This is a genomic window from Lysinibacillus parviboronicapiens, from assembly GCF_003049605.2.
Taxonomy (GTDB): Bacteria; Bacillota; Bacilli; order Bacillales_A; family Planococcaceae; genus Lysinibacillus; species Lysinibacillus parviboronicapiens.
The window spans coordinates 670,132-688,786 of sequence record NZ_CP073713.1; the positions used below are offsets into that span (position 1 = coordinate 670,132).

The following is an 18,655-nucleotide window of genomic DNA, read 5'->3' on the forward strand; positions in this document are numbered from 1 at the left end:
GCATGACACAACGAATTTTATTATCATCCCCTCATATGAGTGGACATGAGCAAAAATATGTTCAAGAGGCTTTTGATACTAACTGGATTGCCCCACTTGGTGCAAATGTGGATGGATTTGAACAAGAACTTGCTAAATATGTGGAGGTAAATGGAGCGGCAGCAGTTAGTTCGGGAACAGCAGCAATTGACTTGGCATTAAACTTAGTTGGTGTTGAACGTGATGATACTGTTTTTTGTTCGACATTAACGTTTATTGCAAGTGCGAATCCAATTTTGTATCGAGGAGCAAAGCCAGTCTTTATCGACTCTGAATGGGATACTTGGAATATGTCTCCGCAAGCTTTAGCAAGAGCGTTTGAAGATGCACAAGCTGAAGGAAAATTGCCTAAAGCCGTCATTATTGTTAATTTATATGGTCAAAGTGCAAAGATGGATGAACTTTTAGCGATTTGTGATTCTTATGGAGTTCCTGTAGTGGAAGATGCTGCTGAATCACTTGGTTCATCCTATAAAGGGAAGAAAAGTGGGACATTTGGTCAATTTAGTATTTTCTCATTTAACGGTAATAAAATTATTACTACTTCTGGTGGCGGTATGCTAGTATCAAATAATGTTGAAGCTTTGAATCGTGCGAGATTTCTTGCTACTCAAGCTCGTGATGCAGCAAAGCATTACCAACATAGTGTTGTTGGTTACAATTACCGTATGAGTAATGTTGTTGCTGGTATTGGTCGCGGACAACTGGAGGTATTGGATGAACGTGTGGCACAAAAACGTGCAATCTTTGAACATTACGCAAAGGCTTTCTCAGAATTCGACGGCTTAACAATGATGCCAGAGCTTGAAGGTACATTTTCAAATCGTTGGTTATCTACATTGACTTTAAATCCAGAGAAAATAGCCATTTCACCATATGATTTAATTGATAAGCTGAATGAGGCAAATATTGAAGCACGTCCTGTATGGAAACCACTCCATTTACAACCATTGTTTGAGGGATGTCAATTCTATTCTCACGGTGAAAATGAAATTGTGAGTGAGCAATTATTTGAAAAAGGTATTTGTTTGCCTTCGGATACTAAAATGACCGTGGAAGAGCAAAGACGTGTGATCGATCTTATTTTAGCAAATATCTAATAATTCTAAGTCTACTTAAATTTAATAAGTAGACTTTCATTTTATAAGGGAGTGAAACAACATGAAAAAAATCCGAAAAGCCATTATTCCAGCTGCAGGGCTTGGTACACGTTTTCTTCCCGCTACAAAAGCAATGCCTAAAGAAATGCTACCAATAGTAGATAAACCAACTATCCAATATATTGTAGAAGAAGCGATTGACTCTGGTATTGAGGATATTATTATTGTGACGGGCAAGGGAAAACGTGCAATCGAGGACCATTTTGATAATGCTGTTGAGCTTGAGACGAACTTAATTGAAAAAGGGAAGCTTGATATGCTCGAAAAGGTGCAAGAATCTGCGAATGTAGAAATCCATTATATTCGTCAAAAAGAACCACTTGGACTAGGGCATGCGATTTGGTGTGCGCGTAAATTTATTGGTGATGAGCCGTTTGCAGTATTGCTTGGTGATGATATTGTGAAAAGCGAAGAGCCTTGTTTAAAACAATTAATGAATCAATATGAGAAAACATTGTCAAGTGTCATTGGCGTGCTAGAAGTGCCAGATGAGGATGTGCATCGTTATGGTGTTATTGATCCAGTAAACAGTAATACTCGATTAATGCAGGTTACACAATTTGTTGAAAAGCCTAAATTAGAGGATGCACCATCAAATTATGCAATTATTGGACGTTATGTATTAACACCTGAAATCTTTCGTTTCTTAGACGAGAAGAAAAAAGGCAAGGGTGGCGAAATACAATTAACGGATGCTATTGAATCTTTAAATGGTATTCAACGAGTATTTGCCTATGAGTTTGAGGGTCGCCGCTATGATGTAGGTGAACAATTAGGGTTTATCGAAACAACGATTGATTTTGCCTTAGAACGTGAAGATTTAAGTGAAGGTGTAAAAGAAATCATCTTAAAAAAAGCAAAACAGTTAAGTGGTGAAACTTTATGATATTAGTTGTTGGTGGTGCTGGTTATATTGGTAGTCATTTTGTTAAAGAGTTAGTGAAGACTCATGAGGTAGTAGTGCTCGATAATCTAAGCACGGGTCACCAATGGGCTGTAGATGCAAGAGCTACTTTCGTACAAGGTGATTTAGGCGATTCTTCTTCCGTTCAACAGATTTTTGATACATACAATATTGAAGCGGTATTGCATTTTGCTGCATTTAGCTTAGTAGGTGAGTCTGTGATTGATCCTATGAAGTACTATGAAAATAATGTAACTGCTACTTTGAATTTATTAAAAGTAATGAAGGAAAACAAAATTGATAAGTTTATCTTTTCTTCTACTGCTGCAACGTATGGGATGCCAACTGTTGATTTCATTGATGAAAAAACGCCTACTAATCCTATTAATCCATATGGGCGCTCTAAATTAATGGTGGAGCAAATGCTTGCAGATTTTGCGGAAAGCTATCAGATGAGATATGTAGTATTACGATACTTTAACGCTGCTGGTGCGTATGAAACAGCTGAAATTGGTGAAAGTCATTCTCCAGAAACACATTTAATTCCAATTATTCTTCAGCATTTTTTAGGGCAAAGAGAATCCATTTCAGTATTTGGTACTGACTATGATACACCTGACGGTACTTGTATTCGTGATTATATCCATGTTACAGATTTAGCAAATGCCCATTTACTGGCTCTTGAAGGTTTGCTAAATGGTACTATTGAAACGGCAACTTATAATTTAGGAAATGGGAACGGCTACTCTGTAAAAGAAGTTATTGAAACATGTGAGCGTATTACAGGAAAAAAAGCCATTGTGCAATATGTAGAACGAAGAGCAGGTGATCCTGCTAAGTTAGTTGCCAATGCTGATAAAATCTATTGTGAATTAGGATGGAAGGCTCAATTTGGTATCACGGATATTGTAAAAAGCGCATGGAATTGGCATAAGAAATAATGGCATTAAATAACCAACTCGACAAGGCTCGAGTTGGTTTTCTTTCTGTAATATGGCATAATATACATATCAAATTCTACCTAAAGAAGTGAGGATTCTATAGTGCTAACAGAAATTGTTAAAACAACATTGCTGAATTGTTCACTAGACGATAGTGATATATTACGGTATAAAGATCGCGTAAAAAGGATTCATTACGCTTTACCACAATATCCATTAACAGGGTGGATGGATTCACCGTTACAAAAGCAAGAAGCACTGCTTACTTCTATTGAACGAGTAGCGAGTGAGGTACGCGCTTGTGCGGACGTACTTGTCGTTGTTGGAGTTGGTGGATCATTTTTAGGTGCACGAGCAATTCAAGAGGCGTTAATGCCGTATTTTGGTCTGGCCAAGGATGGCATTGAGGTTGTTTATGTTGGCCTTAATATGAGCGGTGCATATATTAAAGAACTACTTGAGTATTTAGATACAAAGCAAGTATATGTTAATGTGATCTCAAAGTCAGGTGGCACGATGGAGCCTGCACTGGCGTTTCGTGTAATGCGTTTATATATGGAAGAACGTTATGGTGATAAGGCCATTGAGCGCATTATTGTGACTACTGATGCTGAAAAAGGGATATTGAAGGGGATTGCCGATAAAGCTGGCTATCGCCAATTCGTGATTCCGAATAATATTGGTGGACGTTATTCCGTGTTGACCCCTGTAGGTTTATTACCGGTTGCAGTAGCGGGAGTTGATATTCGTGCTTTAATGGATGGTGCGCGACATGCAGCTAAAGAGCTAGCGGAATCGGATTTAACACATAACGATGCATACAAATATGCGGTCATGCGACATATGCTTTATGAGAAAGGCTTTACGATTGAGTTGCTTGCTTCCTTTGAGCCAGGTTTAAATAAGTTCCATGAATGGTGGAAGCAGCTATTTGGTGAGAGTGAAGGGAAAGAACAAAAAGGGCTGTATCCTTCAACGGTCAATTTCTCGACAGATTTACATGCCATTGGACAGTTTATTCAAGAGGGTAGTCGCGTGATGTTTGAAACATTGCTACACTTTCATGAAATTGAAGGCGATTTAGCGGTGCCATTTGATACTCGTAATGAAGACGGTCTGAATTATTTATCGAATCGTACATTTAATGAGATTAATGCCATCTCCAAACAGGGAACAGCACTTGCGCATGCAGAGGGAAAGGTGCCTGTTATTCAGCTTGAATTACCGAAGCTTGATGCGTACCACCTAGGTTACTTGATTTATTTCTTTATGAAAGCTTGTGCGATGAGTGCGTGTTTGCTTGAGGTTAATCCATTTGATCAGCCTGGAGTTGAAGCGTATAAACGCAAAATGCTAGAGTTGTTGAAAGAAGAGAAGGTGTTAAAGTAATGGTAAATATTCGTGAATTATATAATCGATGGATAGAGACGAATCTTCCAAATTATTTAGCAGAGGACCTTGCATCTATTGCTGAAGATAATAGTTTAATAGAAGATCGCTTTTATCAATACGTATCTTTTGGCACTGGTGGAATGCGTGGTGTTTTAGGTGCTGGAACAAACCGTATGAACCTTTATACCATTCGTCGTGTTGCAGAAGGACTTGCTCGTTATATCGAATCGAATGGCGAAGCCGCTAAAAAAAGAGGTGTTGTCATTGCTTATGATACACGTCACTTTTCTTATGAATTTGCTTGTGAGACGGCTCGTGTGCTGGGAGCACATGGCATTTATTCATATGTCTATAATGAAGCACGACCAACACCGCAGTTATCATTTACAGTGCGCCAATTACATGCCTATGCAGGTGTTGTCATAACGGCAAGTCATAACCCTAAACAGTATAATGGCTTTAAGGTGTATGGCGAGGACGGTGCACAACTAACACCTCAATTTGCGAATGACATCGTGGCACATATGGAAAATATCGAGGATATATTTTCTATTAAGGTATCTGAACTTGAGCAACTAGAACAGCAAGGGTTCTTGACATGGCTTGGAAGTAATATGGATACCACATATTTAGATCATCTTTTAACATTAAAGGACAATGAAAATATTGCTCTAGATATGAAGCTTGTTTATACGCCATTGCATGGTGCAGGCTTAGTGCCTGTTCTTGAAGGCTTGCAGGCGTTTGGTTTTCAACAGGTACATATTGTGGAGCAACAAGCTATACAGGATGGTGATTTTCCAACTGTTTCTTACCCTAACCCAGAGGAGCCCGCTGCCTTTGCGTTAGCAATGGAGCTGGGGAAGGAAGTAGGAGCGGACCTTTTGCTGGCAACAGATCCAGATGCAGACCGTTTAGGCGTGGCAGTGAAAAACGGGGAAGATTATGAACTATTAACGGGGAATCAGCTTGGTGCATTATTGCTTCATTATTTATTGTCAACAAAACAGTTGAATGGTACGCTTCCTGATAATGGAGTTGTGTTGAAAACAATTGTAACCTCCGAATTAGGAGCAATGATTGCCAAACAGTTTGGTGTAGCAACTGTGAATACGTTAACAGGCTTTAAATATATCGCAGAAAAAATTGCAGAGTATGAAAAAACAGGGGCTTATTCATATCTATTTGGTTATGAAGAAAGCTACGGTTATTTAATCGAAACATTTGTGCGTGACAAAGATGCAGTACAAGTTGCGTTAAAGGTAGCAGAGATGGCTGCCTTCTATGCGAAGAATGAGCAGACTTTATTAGATGGCCTGCATAATTTGTATCGTGAGTATGGCTTTTTTAAAGAAGCACTTGTATCTCAAGTGTTTGAAGGAAAGAACGGTCAAGAAGAAATGAAGAAGATTTTAAATAATCTTCGACAAGATGTACCTCAATCGATAGGTGGAGTAGCTTTGAGAGGTTTTGAGGATTATTTAACAGGTCTTTCAACTTTAGCTGATGGAACTACTAAGCCTATTGTATTACCAAAGGAAAACGTATTGAAATTTGTACTAGATGACGGATCTTGGATTGCTATTCGCCCATCAGGTACAGAGCCAAAATGCAAGTTCTATTTTGGCGTTGTTGGGGAGTCGGAAGAAGAGGCAAGCGAGAAATTGAAGCGTCTTCAAGCTGTTTTTGTGTAAATACTAACATCGTAATATAAACTTTACAAAATTAATAAACGCCTTCTTAGAAGAGGGCGTTTTCTTATTGTATTCTTTTCAATTCTGCTTCATGTTGAATGGAACGAGCTGACAGTAATTCGATAATGCGATGTTGGCTTTCTTGAATGGCTTCTAGTCGATTCACTTTTTCATTTGTCTCTAAAACAGCTTGTTTGATTTGTTGCTGTTCTGATTCAAGTATTTCAAGTCGGTTTCCAATTGAATCAAGGCGTGATTCAATATTGTTGATGTGTTGATTAATTTGTTGTAGTTGTCCTAAAATTTGCGTTAATGCTTTCTCCATCTCATCCACCTCACATTTCTTTTAATTTATTTCCTCTATTTTTATTATCATATCTGTCTATTAAAAATCTCCTTCATTATAGCATAGAAAAGTAGATTACAAGTATCGCCATTGCATTCTTCGACATTATATGACATGCTTACTAGAGAGAAAAAAGTACTAGGAGAATGTTGTCGTGATTAAAGAGTGGGATTACCTACGTGTGGTGGCGTGTTTATCCATTTTACTATTGCACACGTCTTCATGGGTTATTATGGAGGTCGGTGTAGAGCCGGATCAGACGATTTATTTGTTTTTACGTATTGCGCTGTGCTATGCTACGCCAACATTTATTGTATTGTCGATTTTAATATTGGCGAATCGTTATCGTGAGCAAATACCGACTAATTTTTGGTCGAGTAGAATTCACTATATTTTTGTGCCTTTTTTAGTGTGGGCATTTATAGATGCGTCCCTTGTGGAGTCGATTTATCTCAAGGGCTTGTTGTGGGAAAAGTATGTGAACAATGTGGTTTATGGGGAGTTTGTTGGCTGGTTTGTCGTTGTGATTATGCAGCTATATGTAGTATTTGCGCTGATGAAGCGTTTTAAGTGGTCGTTCACATGGTTTTTACCAGTATGTGTGCTGATTACGCTCATTCATCATACGGTTATTTTGTTGCCGTATCCTATTTTTACAGACAATGCCATGGTGCTTCGTTTATTGTTTACAGGTTGGCTTGGCTATTTTGCAGTGGCCTATGCAATAGGGATGTATTATTCGCAAATTGCAGAGATGGCAAAGAAGTATCGCGTTGCGACGATTGTGTTGGTACTGTTAGCTGCTGTATTTTTGTACATGCGTTTGCTACTCGGATATACGGAAGTGCATTCGAGACGACTCGATTTAGTGCCATTAGTGATGAGTGTGGTGCTGTTTGTGATTGCTTGGGGGCAGTCGGTGCCGCACACGAAAGTCGCTCGCATCATCAGTCAATATGCATTTATGATTTATCTCATGCATTGGGAAGTTTTGCGCTTATCGACAGGATGGTTTGTAGCGCATTTTGATAGCACACTTGTCCGCGTGCCATTGTTAATGCTGTGGACGTTAGTCGTTTGCATCGTGCTGACGAAGTTGATTTCATTGTTACCATTCAGTCAATGGATCGTCGGGAAAATCAGAAAGCGTGTCTCATAAAAATGAAAAAGCAGTGATTTCTCAGTGGATAGAAATCACTGCTTTTTTGTGTGTAGATGAAAATCGCCGCAAGAAGAGCAGTTAACGCCGGTAAAACAGTCGGAATCGCCGCAAGAAGAGCAGTTAACGCCGGTAAAACAGTCGGAATCGCCGCAAGAAGGGCAGTTAACGCCGGTAAAACAGTCGGAATCGCCACTAGAAGGGCAGTTATCGCTGATAAAACCATTACAATCGCTGATAGAAATGTGACTTTCATTCACAGTATCGATCACTCCGGCATTAATTTTAGGTTTCGATCATTGTAGGCAAGCACGACATAGTCTGGTTGCATGCTTTGTAAATAAGAAATTACATTTTTCTCTAGATAACGTAAGTCTAAAATGGTTACTGTTTTAAAGTGACTGGCTACATGAAATTGGATGGTGTTAAAGTAAGAATCCTTGATGACTACAAGATGTTTGCCACTATCATAGGTGTCGTTTACAATCGTGAGTTCGGCAAAGTCTCGGCTATAGGCGTCAGCATAATTCACTAACGCATCAGGGTTCATTTGCTTGGCACGTCCATACACTGCCTCATATGGAGCAGTGACGCCCTCTTCGATTGTCCCGTCGTAAATTGTGAACTGTGTCGCAAATGAAGCAGGCTCGTTATAGCAAATTTGTTCATTGTTATCCACAGTCATGTATAGGATTTTATTCCATGAGCCGGCGAACTGATTAGGTAAGCAAAATGTATTAGCTTCATCGAATGGAATTGGCTTAATGGTTTCACCAAGTCGTGCGCTTATTGTTTTCAACAGTGCCTCATAACCTGAGTAGGCACCGCGCATTGTCCAGTGATGATCCGTTTTAAAGAAGCTTCGTTCTGCAGAAAAGTCTTCCTTCATTTCATCATAGAGACGCACATTGTCTACACCGGCAGCTGTGACAAGCCCATGTAATTTTGTATTGTTGGCGATACCTGCATCATCGGGCATATAGCTCGGACTTGGCTCGCGTGAGTAGGTCGCTTTAGCTGGTAGTGAATAAAACGTGAAAGGTATGTTTTTTTCAGCTAGCCCTTCACTTAGTTTCTGTAAATCTGTAGCAAAGGAGGCAAGCTCGTCTTCAGATTTTGCTGCGGCTGGCTTAGAAATAATCCAACCACTTTCATCATCAACAGCATACTTATCGTTTAAATATGTTTTGCCCATGGCACGTTGGAAGAAGACGTAGTCGCGCATCCATGTATCACGTGCGGGGAATTGATCGGAAATATAGGATTCTACCTGTTTTGACCATTGCCCAGAAAAGATCTCCTGGGGGCTCGGAGAAATATTTGCTGATTCTAACGGACGGTTCTCCATTTCTGATTGCGGGCGATCCACCGTTAACACATGCACGACGAAGCCACCGAAAATGATGCAAAAAAAGGTAATTGGTAAAAGGTACGTTTGAATTTTTCGCATGATGTCCCACCTAGAATCTAAAGTAAATGAATGGATTATGGGTTGCGTTCACTAAAAACATCGTGATAAATAGTAACAGCGCGCCATAGTAAATTGTTTGCGTAAGGCGTAATCCCCAGTCGAAAGCAAGGGAAGTAGCAGCCTTTTGCTCACTCCAATGTTGATAAAGTCGATAAATTGGTACCGCAAAAATAATGGCTACAATCAAGTAAATAGCATAATCTTTTGCCAGTAAAATGGTTTCATAATTATAAAGCGGTACATCTGATAGCCCAAACATCGTTTTGATAAATGTGAAAGCATATGTAAAGTCATTCGCTCTAAAGAATACCCAGCCAATCATGACGATAATGAGTATGTAAATATGGCGTAATAAGCGTGGAATACGTTCCAACCATTTTAACAGCACCCATTTTTCCAGGCAGATTAGTATGCCGTAATAAAAGCCCCAAGCCATAAAGGTCCAACTTGCTCCGTGCCAAAAGCCTGTTAACGTCCAGACGATAAGCAAGTTTCGATAGAGTTTCCATTCATGACTAACGCGACTACCCCCGAGTGGGAAGTAGACGTAATCTCTAAACCAGCTGCTGAGTGAAATATGCCAGCGACGCCAAAAGTCTGTTACGGATTGCGCAATGTATGGATAGTTGAAGTTTTCTTCAAACTTAAAGCCAAAAATACGTGCTAAACCAATGGCCATGTCACTATAGCCCGAGAAGTCGAAATAAATTTGTAGGGAGTACGCTAAAATCCCTATCCATGCAGTTCCGGTTGTTAAGTCACCGCCCGATAAACTAAAGACATGATCGGCTACTTCGCCCATTGGATTGGCAATCAGCACCTTTTTCGCTAAACCTTGCACGAAACGTCGAGTACCAATCAGCCAATCTTCTGCCGTGGAAAGACGTTTTTTAATCTGCTCGGCTACCGTTTGATAGCGAACGATAGGTCCAGCTACAAGCTGTGGAAACAATGTAATAAAAAGTGATAAGTCTAAAATGTTGCGTTGTGCTTTTACATCCTTACGATAGACATCGATAACATAGCTTAGTGCTTGGAACGTGTAAAATGAAATACCGATTGGCAGCGGTACGGCTTGCCATTCAATAGGCTGCTCCAAGTAATTGTTAAGGATGTCAACAAAAAAGCCAGCATATTTGTAATAGCCTAAGATTGCTAAATTACTCACGATGACTAACCAAAGGAGTGTTTTTCGTTTGGACTGTGACACCGTATTTTCTATGACGATCCCGAGTACGTAGTTGAGCAAAATCGAAAGCATCATTAACAGTACATATTTCGGTTCGCCCCATGCATAAAAGAACAAGCTGGCCAACAGTAAAATCGTGTTACGTAGCATCTTCGGAGAGATGAAGTACACAATGAGCACTAATGGCAAAAAGACATATAAAAAAATAAGGCTACTAAAAACCATTCCTTCAAATCCCCATTCCTATTAAATTAAAAAACAAGTTGTTGTTATTGTTGATAGTTAAGTATGCTGAGAGCCGTCGTAATCGCTGATAGAATCCCGACAATCGCTGATAGCCCGACAAAATCGCTGATAGCACCCCAACAATCGCTGATAGAATCTCGATAATTACCAATTGCATCATCAAAATCACTGATTGAACTCTAAAAATGGCTAATAGTACATGATTTCTACTAGCTAGATTGCTAATTTCAGGAATACTAAGCTAATATCTAAAGGTAATTCATGAATAAATTACCTATCTTATTGTAACGTAAATTCACTATTTGTTCACTAATGATTGTCCAGTGAATTTTTTTTACAAAGAACATGGAAAAACTTTATTGGTCATATAGGAGGATATTTCATTGTTATTTATGTGAAATAGGTATTGTTTATTGGAAAAATAACGAGTGTGTATTGTGCAGATGCACATATTTTAAATCCAAAATGAGGGTATAAACCCTTTAAAAATCTAGTTTTACCACATCTTTCATTCCATATATTGCACTTTGAAATGTGTATTCTACTGGACTTATAATAGAGTCGTAGTCACAGAAGTGGCTAATTTATCTAGGAGGTATTTGCACATGAAACAAAAATATAGTAAATGGGTTGTCGGCGCAGCATCAGCGGCCCTAGTAGCATCAGCAATCGTACCAGTAGCAAGCGCAGCAAGCTTTTCTGATATTGAAGACAATGACCATAAGGATGCCATTTTAGCATTAGCAGACGCTAAAATCGTAGGGGGTTACCCAGACGGTACGTTCAAACCTAACGCAGTTGTTACTCGTGGCAATGTAACGAAATTCTTAGGGAAATGGTTAGTTTCTGAAAACTACGAAATTCCTACAGATTACGCAACAGAAGCTCGTTTCACTGACTTACCAACAACAGCACCAGACAAAGAATTATTACAATATGCAGCACTTGTGAAAGATGCAGGCGTTTTCAAAGGCTCTAACAACAAATTAATGCATACAAATAACATGTCTCGTGAACAAATGGCAGTTGTTTTAGTACGTGCCATTAAAACTGTTTACAACGTAGATTTAGTGGCAGATTACAAAGAATCAGATTTCAAATCTACAATCACAGACTTAGAGAATGCTACAGCTGAAGAAAATCGTGAAGCAATCATCGCGTTAGAGTATGCAGGACTTACAAACGTGAAAGCGTTCAATCCTAAAAATTCTTTAACACGCGGTCAATTTGCATCATTCTTAAACCGTACAATTACAAATCTTGCTGAAGAAACTTTATCTGTGAAAGCAGTAAAAGTTGTAGATGCAAAAACTTTAGAAGTAACTTTATCTGATGATTCAAAACATACGGTAACATTAGAAACTGCTCTTCCAGAAAATGAAGAGACAAAAGTAGACTTCGTTATCGATGGTAAATCTTACTCAGCTGTGGTTACATATGAAGTAGCCGAGTTAAATGTAAAATCTGTTGATGCAGTTAATGCAAAAACTTTAGCAGTAACATTCAATAAAGCTGTTGACACTGAAAAAGCTAAATTTGAACTTAAAAAAGATGGCTTTAAATCTAACTTCTCTGCTATTACTTGGAACGAAGATAAAACAGTTGCAACAATTGAATTAACAAGCAAAATCACTAAAGGTGAATTTACAGTTAGCGTAACTGGTCTTTCAGAACAAGCAGTAACTGGTTCTGTGAAAACAGAAGACGAAAAAGTAGCTGGTATTGAAATTCTTGGTGAAGTAGCGCCATCAACTGGTACTTCAACTGCAACAATTGGTTACCATGTTACAAACCAATACGGTGAAGATATCACTAAATTAAATTCTTCCTCGTTAACTCTTTCTGCAGCAGGTGCTGATTCAGCAGTAGCAAATGCAGACGGTTCAATCACAATGACAAAAGCTGCTGGACTTAAAGAAGGCGACAAAGTTGTCCTTACAGTTATTCACGGTTCAACTGCAACTACTACTACAAAAACAGTAACAGTTTCAGCTAAAACTGTTGTTTCTGAAGCAACGATTGGTACTCTTTACAACAAAGATGGCAAAACGTTAACTGAAGATACTAATTTAGCAAAAGATAAATTCTATCTTCCAGTTACTGTGAAAGACCAATATGGTAAAGAAATTACTGATTTAAATCGTTTAAATGGTGCTAACGCTGAAGTTCTTGTGACTAACACAAACCAAGCTGTTGCAACATTTGGTGCGTTTGAAAAACAAACAATCGACGGTAAAGAAGTAATCGTTCTTCCTGTTGCTAGCATTGTAGCTTCAGGTGATACAAACGTAATTGTGATCGCTAAAGCAACAGGTAAAAATGCACAAGCTGCAGTAAAAGTTGCTGAAGGTGTACGTGCTGATTCAGTTACATTAGGAGCACCAACAAAAGTTGTTACTGCTGGAGCGGATATTTTATTCCCATTATCTGTATTAGATAAACAAGGTAATGCTATTAAAGAAACTGTTGCGTTAAACGGGTCTAAAGGTATTACGATTACAGGTGGTACATTATTCGAAAAAGACGGCGAACTTTTTGCGAAAGTAGCTGCTGGTAGCGTAGTAGAAAACTCACCAGTAACAGTTGTTGTTACTTCTTCAACTGGTAAAGTTGCTACTCAAACAGTTATCCCTAAAGCTGCAACTGCACCAAAAGTAATCACTGGTTTAGATAGCAAAGTTAGCACATCTATCCGTGAATTAACTGATGCTAAAGTTGACATTACTGCAAAAGACATCGTAGTTGAAGACCAATTCGGTCAAGTAATCTCTACTGATGAACTTCTTGCGAAACTTGGTACAGCTGGTTACACAATCCAACCATTCACAGATGCTGATGCACCATTCACTGTATCTGGTGAAATCAAAGATGCTGCTACAAACAAAATCACTGTAACTTACAAAGCTGGTGCAACAAAAACAGCTGCTAATGTTACATTCAAACTTGTAAAAACAGCTGACAACACTGCTGTAGAAGCAAGCTCTTATTCAAAACAATTTTCAGTTGTCAAAGATAGCTCATTTGCTTCTTATAAAGTAGAAGATATCAAACCTATCTATGTAACTGGTGATAATACTACTGGCTATACAATTCCAGCTGGTTACGGCAAAGATATTGTTGTGAAAGCAGTAACAGGTAATGGTGGAGAAGTTACGCTTAAAGCAGGTTCTGATTACACTGTTAAATCTACAGTTCTTTCAAACGTAGCAGATGGCGATGTTACTACAAATGATGCAGCAAATGTTGATTTTGATAAAGATGCAAAAACTGCAACTGCAAAAGTAACAATCACAATCAATGCTACAGGTGAAGAAATCGTTAAAGATGTAACATTCTCTAACGTTGCTCCTGCAGTAGAAAAAGTAGCAGTTGTTGAGAATAACAAAGCTGCTGCATACATTGCTGGCGAAACAATTAACTTTGTAACGACAAACTCTTACAATGTAGCTACTGACTTCAACCTTGATGCATTCTTCCAATTAGCTGATGTAGTTGTAACTGACCAATACGGTGTAATGGCAACAGTTGCAGAAGCTGATGCTGCTGGAGTTGTTAAAGGTCAAGCGAAATTTAACGACGTTGCAACAGCTACAACAACATTAACATTCTCTAAAGTTTCTGGTGATGTGGTGTTCAGCGCAAACGGTACAACTGATGCATTTGCAAAAGGTAAAGCAAACGATGTATTTAATGCTCGTGTAAACATCGGTGGTCAAAGTGCAACACCTGTAAAAGTTACAGCAAAAGTTGACTTTTAATTGCTGATTTTAACATGACGTTATAAATTATTTAAGCAGTGGAAAGTTCGATGTAATCGAACTCTCCACTGTTTTTTGTTTTGAAGGCACGAATGTGAAAAATTTATTTTATGTGGAAAATCCTGAATCTTTTGGTGCTATTTAAATGTATAATTATAGTATGATGGATAAAATGGGTTGAGGGGTTGAGCAGGTGAAAAAACATACACTGTTTCAGGGTGCTTTAATTGCAGCGCTAGCGACGAGTGCCATTGTAGTAGTACCGACTGTACAGGCTGCAGATAGTTTTAGTGATGTTGATGTTTCAAAGGAATACGGTGCTGCAGTGAAGGATTTAGCTGAACGTGGTATTATCAATGGCTATACAGATGGCACATTTAAGCCATTTGCTGATGTGACACGTGGACAAGCAGCCAAAATCTTGGCAGGATTATTGCAATTAGATACAACAAAAGTGGAAAATCCAAACTTCACCGATTTAAAGCCAAGTGATGAATTTTACGGTGCAGTTGCTGCACTATATAATGAAGGAATTGCGACAGGCTTTGCAGATGGTAGTTTTGGTGTCAATCAACCTATCACACGTGAGCAATTGGCAAATATGCTAACAAAAGCTTATCAATTAGATAATTACGATTATGATCAGACATTACCATTTACCGATGTGGTTAAATATTCCGAGGCTTACTATGCAGTGGCTCCTTTATATAACAATCAAATTACCAAGGGTGTCACTGAGACTACATTTGGTTTAAAAGAAACAGTAAAGCGTTCCCAACTCGCTTTATTTGTACATCGTATCGAGTCAATGCAGGCCAGTCGTGTCTTCCAAGAATTTAAAACACATGACTTTGGAGCCGATTATCTCGAGGCATTCTCTTACAATAATTGGACGGAAGATCAGGAGCAGGAATTTTTCCGTATTTATTCTATGAATGATGGTGTGAAATTTGAAGCGTTAAGTGAGGGGTCTGGTTACTTTGTCCTGACAGGTTATACAATCGATGACGAAGGAAATTATGAAGTAGTCGAATCTCAAAAATATAAGATTGTGATTACAAAAGTAGATGGAAAGTTACAGATGACTTGCCAGCAAACAGATGAAATAGCACCGAGCACATCGCTGTTTTTTGAAGAAGACTTAGGTTTTAATCCTAAGCATATCAAGTTAACAACTGCGGCGGGTCACACAGTAAGTGATAAAGTATATGCCTATCAGCCATTCGAATTCGAAGGTTGGGATGAAGAAAGTATTCCCAAAGGGGCTAGCTACGCGCTGAAGTTAATGCAGGCGGGTGATTATATTGCTACATTCTCTGATGATGCCGGGAAAACAGTACGTGTAGGTATTCATGCTGAAACAGACGGTTATGATTTATATACATCACATGCAGTAGAGATGAGCAGCGTATTCATTCCGACCAGTGAGGTAGGTTTTGCTGTAACGGATTATAAAATTGAGCAATATACTGGTGCTGTTCATGATCATAAAATCATTGACGTGACATCTTCACCAGACGGTGTAACCGTAAACAGAGCAGGCAAGGGTGATGCCATTTTTGCGATTCGTTTGATGGGAGCAAATGGTGAAAAGCTATACATGCATGGCATGATTTACGAGCTAAGTGGCGTAACGTCGATGTACTATGAATTGTCTACAGAGAAGGAAATGAATGGATCATTCAGATAACTAATAGGAAAATGTTGATAGATTCCGATAACAATAGAAGTATCTATAAGTATCCTTGATTTCCGCTAAGGCCGATGCATTTCGTGGGCATGGCTTCAGTCTCCTCGTTGCTACGTTCCTGCGGGGCCTTAAGCTCATGCTATTCCCCAGGAAGCTTTGCTCTGTAACGAAATGCGAATGCAGTCAGTACACTCGCCGCCTGTGCTCCAATCAACTCGTACGTTTATAAATGAAGTGATGTATTTCTGATAAATTTTCAAAAGGTATTTGCAATGTAATTATTCCGAATATCTTTTGGCGTTTTTGAAGGTGCATTTCAAGTTGTTCACGTGCATTATTCGACGTCATGCTTATTATGCCTCAAGTATTTTTAGCAGAATAGGCTATCAATAGGCATGTTGATTGGAGTGGAAGGCGTGACATTCCTGCAGGAACAGCACGAGCGGAAAATCCATTTATGCGGCCAAGCAGCCGCATAAATTAGTTGGAGCCGTGCCTGCGGAAAGGGAGCGCCTGGAACGGAAATCAACGGTTTCTTACAATTTAGGGCAGTTCAGTTTGTCTAAAATTAATAAAAACCTCCCCACAAACACGGGGAGGTTTTTATATTTTAGAAGATGATGTACTTTACATAGTCTTTCCAGCCAATTTCTTTGAAATGTTGCCATTCAATTTTTTCAAGGGGCATTGTACGGAATGAACGCGCTAATATATTGCGCTGTTCATTTGTTATGATTGGCGTCCCTTCATCCATATAGCCAGTAAAGATAGTGGCGTTTGCTGTTTTGAATGCAACATCAATGTCCTCAAGTCGAATTTTGCCGTCTCTATCAATAATATAAACACGGTGAACATCATTTTTTGCTGTTCTCACCCAAGCGGAATTGACCTGATAAGCATCAAATGCTTCATTCACAATAATAGAAGCTTTACCGACGGTTGAGAAGGGAAAGTCTACTAGCAAATCATCCGGTTGTAGCGTTACTTCATAGCTTGAAGGCTGTGGTAGCTTGACAGATTTAGCTAATTCATGTGCCCATGTAGTTTCATTATTTGTGGCAATCATTTGTTTTTCAAGTACGATACCCGAAAGATCATCCTCAAAATGTTGTAAGTCAAAATTAACCGTTTGTCCAGCTACGACCTGTTGCCATTCTTCCTGTGATAAGTAGGCAATCATAGCTTTTTCTGAAGAGTAAATTTCAAAAGTCATTGTGCCAGCATCTTCGGTAATTTTGGAAATAACACCGTCAACAGGGCTAATAACACCTTGGCGTGCCTGAATTTGAGCAATTTGAGCGTCCATTAGCGCTACTTGACGAGCCGCCTCAGCAATATGACGATTTAAAATGGCCACAGCTGTTGAAGGAGAGTTTTGTTGGGCCAATTCTAATTTGACATTGACATTTAGTTTGTCACTAATCTGATCGGTGTTGATAGAGCTTTTCGGATCAGAAGCTCCACCGAATTCGGATTCAATTTGAGCTAAGGCGGATTCTAAGTCGCTTAGTTCCGTTTCATAAGCAGAGCGCTCAGCCTCCAACTTCGTCAATTCATCATCAACTTCCTCTGTCTTATATGTAGCCAATACATCTGTTGCATGTACTTCCTGACCACGTTTTACGTTAACCGCTGATAAGCTTTTCGCTTCTGCAGAAATTGTATAGGTCTCTGCTGGTGCTACTATAGCATCCTTCTTGACTGTTTCTACACGGTCGCTAGTAGTGGCTCTTTGAAATTCATCGATAAAGTATGAACGAGCCACCTTGCTATCAGCCTTGAAAACAAAATACGCATTTACGCCAATTAACAGCGCTATCACAATGATACTCAAGCTTGTCCAAGGTCTGGATTTAATAAAGCGCATCATCCTAACCCCCTTGTAATCCATTCCTGTAGTGGTAAAACGCTAATCATGCCAACAATTACCGCCATTAACACTTGTATTACGATAATTTTCGCCAATAACGCTTTACGATCTGCTGCTTCTTCCCATTTAGAAAGAAATGTGAATTGTACAATTATCGTGAGTACAGTTGCTGCCGTTAACTGATTAATAACAAATAGTACAACATCTGCATCAATGAATAGCTGTGCAATAGGTGCAAGTGAAAAGAAAGAGAATGTTGTAGAATAGCCGACTCCGTAGAATACAGCAAATAAAATTGCCTTTTCAATAAGTAAAAACGCCATTACATAGAGTTGTACTTTTTGAATCCATTTGTATGGAATATCCGTTAATAGATATAACATGTATGTAACGCCGAAGTATTGGAAGCAATAATAAATGATTCCCCATATAATGGCCCCCACCATTGAGAGAAGTCGAGCGGTATAATATTCATCCTGATTATTCATTGCAAATAACGTTGTTAAGCTTTCTGTCCCCATACCCCAAAACTCTCTTATGACGAATAGTAGGATAAAGAGTAGAAACACGACTAATGATCTTTTTTTATAGCCTCGTATTTCGCCTCCCTCGAGTGCTTGTGTGAAGGTAACGGGATGCGTTAAGCTGTGCCAAAACTTATAGTGATAAAACATATATAGCTCCCTTTCTAGTAATGCATATTAAAGATGTAGTATACACCTAATTACTGGTAAATAACATAGTATAATTGCTGACTTTTTCAAGTAATTCTCTCGATAACGTAAATCTTTAATGA

The 18,655-nt window shown here is 39.0% G+C and carries 14 protein-coding genes; 8 read left to right on the plus strand and 6 right to left on the minus strand.

The genetic code is table 11. The features are described 5' to 3' along the window. Positions 1 to 2: 2 nt before the first annotated feature. The 5 genes from C9J31_RS03300 (at position 3) to C9J31_RS03320 (ending at position 6,130) form a co-directional block, all read left to right on the plus strand. A complete protein-coding gene (locus tag C9J31_RS03300) occupies positions 3 to 1,139 on the plus strand; it encodes an aminotransferase class I/II-fold pyridoxal phosphate-dependent enzyme (protein WP_107923627.1) in 1,137 nt (378 codons plus the stop codon). A 61-nt stretch (positions 1,140 to 1,200) separates the two neighbouring features. Then, positions 1,201 to 2,085 (plus strand): UTP--glucose-1-phosphate uridylyltransferase GalU, encoded by an 885-nt coding sequence (galU, locus tag C9J31_RS03305; RefSeq protein WP_107923626.1) that lies wholly within the window; start codon positions 1,201 to 1,203, stop codon positions 2,083 to 2,085. Then, positions 2,082 to 3,044: a UDP-glucose 4-epimerase GalE gene (galE, locus tag C9J31_RS03310; protein WP_107923625.1), complete on the plus strand. Its 963-nt coding sequence runs from the start codon at positions 2,082 to 2,084 to the stop codon at positions 3,042 to 3,044. The genes galU and galE overlap by 4 nt, the downstream gene beginning before the upstream one ends. Before the next feature lie 102 nt (positions 3,045 to 3,146). Next, entirely contained in the window at positions 3,147 to 4,433 is a 1,287-nt protein-coding gene (locus C9J31_RS03315; protein WP_107923624.1) for a glucose-6-phosphate isomerase, read from the plus strand. Beyond that, complete coding sequence (locus C9J31_RS03320) at positions 4,433 to 6,130, plus strand: phospho-sugar mutase (RefSeq protein ID WP_107947474.1); 1,698 nt, start codon at positions 4,433 to 4,435, stop codon at positions 6,128 to 6,130. The genes C9J31_RS03315 and C9J31_RS03320 overlap by 1 nt, the downstream gene beginning before the upstream one ends. Before the next feature lie 64 nt (positions 6,131 to 6,194). Here C9J31_RS03320 and C9J31_RS03325 read toward each other — a convergent pair whose 3' ends face one another. Continuing rightward, on the minus strand, positions 6,195 to 6,455 hold the full coding sequence (locus C9J31_RS03325; protein ID WP_054767403.1) for a flagellin family protein: 261 nt from the start codon (positions 6,453 to 6,455) through the stop codon (positions 6,195 to 6,197). 175 nt (positions 6,456 to 6,630) lie between these two features. Here C9J31_RS03325 and C9J31_RS03330 point away from each other — a divergent pair, with 175 nt between their 5' ends. Further along, positions 6,631 to 7,635: an acyltransferase family protein gene (locus C9J31_RS03330; protein ID WP_107947471.1), complete on the plus strand. Its 1,005-nt coding sequence runs from the start codon at positions 6,631 to 6,633 to the stop codon at positions 7,633 to 7,635. Here C9J31_RS03330 and C9J31_RS03335 read toward each other — a convergent pair. From C9J31_RS03335 to C9J31_RS03345, 3 genes are read right to left on the minus strand one after another with little or no spacing between them, the layout of a single operon-like run. Further along, positions 7,616 to 7,891, minus strand: a complete 276-nt coding sequence (locus C9J31_RS03335) for a hypothetical protein (RefSeq protein WP_107947470.1) — start codon at positions 7,889 to 7,891, stop codon at positions 7,616 to 7,618. The genes C9J31_RS03330 and C9J31_RS03335 overlap by 20 nt on opposite strands. A 12-nt stretch (positions 7,892 to 7,903) precedes the next feature. Next, complete coding sequence (locus C9J31_RS03340) at positions 7,904 to 9,085, minus strand: alginate O-acetyltransferase AlgX-related protein (RefSeq protein WP_107947468.1); 1,182 nt, start codon at positions 9,083 to 9,085, stop codon at positions 7,904 to 7,906. Between the two features lie 10 nt (positions 9,086 to 9,095). After that, positions 9,096 to 10,520, minus strand: a complete 1,425-nt coding sequence (locus C9J31_RS03345; RefSeq protein WP_107923620.1) for an MBOAT family O-acyltransferase — start codon at positions 10,518 to 10,520, stop codon at positions 9,096 to 9,098. 626 nt (positions 10,521 to 11,146) lie between these two features. Between C9J31_RS03345 and C9J31_RS03350 the strand changes: the two genes are divergently transcribed. Both C9J31_RS03350 and C9J31_RS03355 read left to right on the plus strand, forming a co-directional pair. Next, positions 11,147 to 14,299: an S-layer homology domain-containing protein gene (locus tag C9J31_RS03350; RefSeq protein ID WP_107947466.1), complete on the plus strand. Its 3,153-nt coding sequence runs from the start codon at positions 11,147 to 11,149 to the stop codon at positions 14,297 to 14,299. A 193-nt stretch (positions 14,300 to 14,492) separates the two neighbouring features. Next, positions 14,493 to 15,989, plus strand: a complete 1,497-nt coding sequence (locus C9J31_RS03355) for an S-layer homology domain-containing protein (protein ID WP_107947464.1) — start codon at positions 14,493 to 14,495, stop codon at positions 15,987 to 15,989. Positions 15,990 to 16,599: 610 nt separating this feature from the next. Here the strand turns inward: C9J31_RS03355 and C9J31_RS03360 are convergent. Both C9J31_RS03360 and C9J31_RS03365 read right to left on the minus strand, forming a co-directional pair. Then, positions 16,600 to 17,859 (minus strand): efflux RND transporter periplasmic adaptor subunit, encoded by a 1,260-nt coding sequence (locus C9J31_RS03360; RefSeq protein WP_193766973.1) that lies wholly within the window; start codon positions 17,857 to 17,859, stop codon positions 16,600 to 16,602. After that, positions 17,856 to 18,533, minus strand: coding sequence for a hypothetical protein (locus C9J31_RS03365; protein WP_107947462.1), 678 nt, complete (start codon positions 18,531 to 18,533; stop codon positions 17,856 to 17,858). The genes C9J31_RS03360 and C9J31_RS03365 overlap by 4 nt, the downstream gene beginning before the upstream one ends. Positions 18,534 to 18,655: the final 122 nt, after the last annotated feature.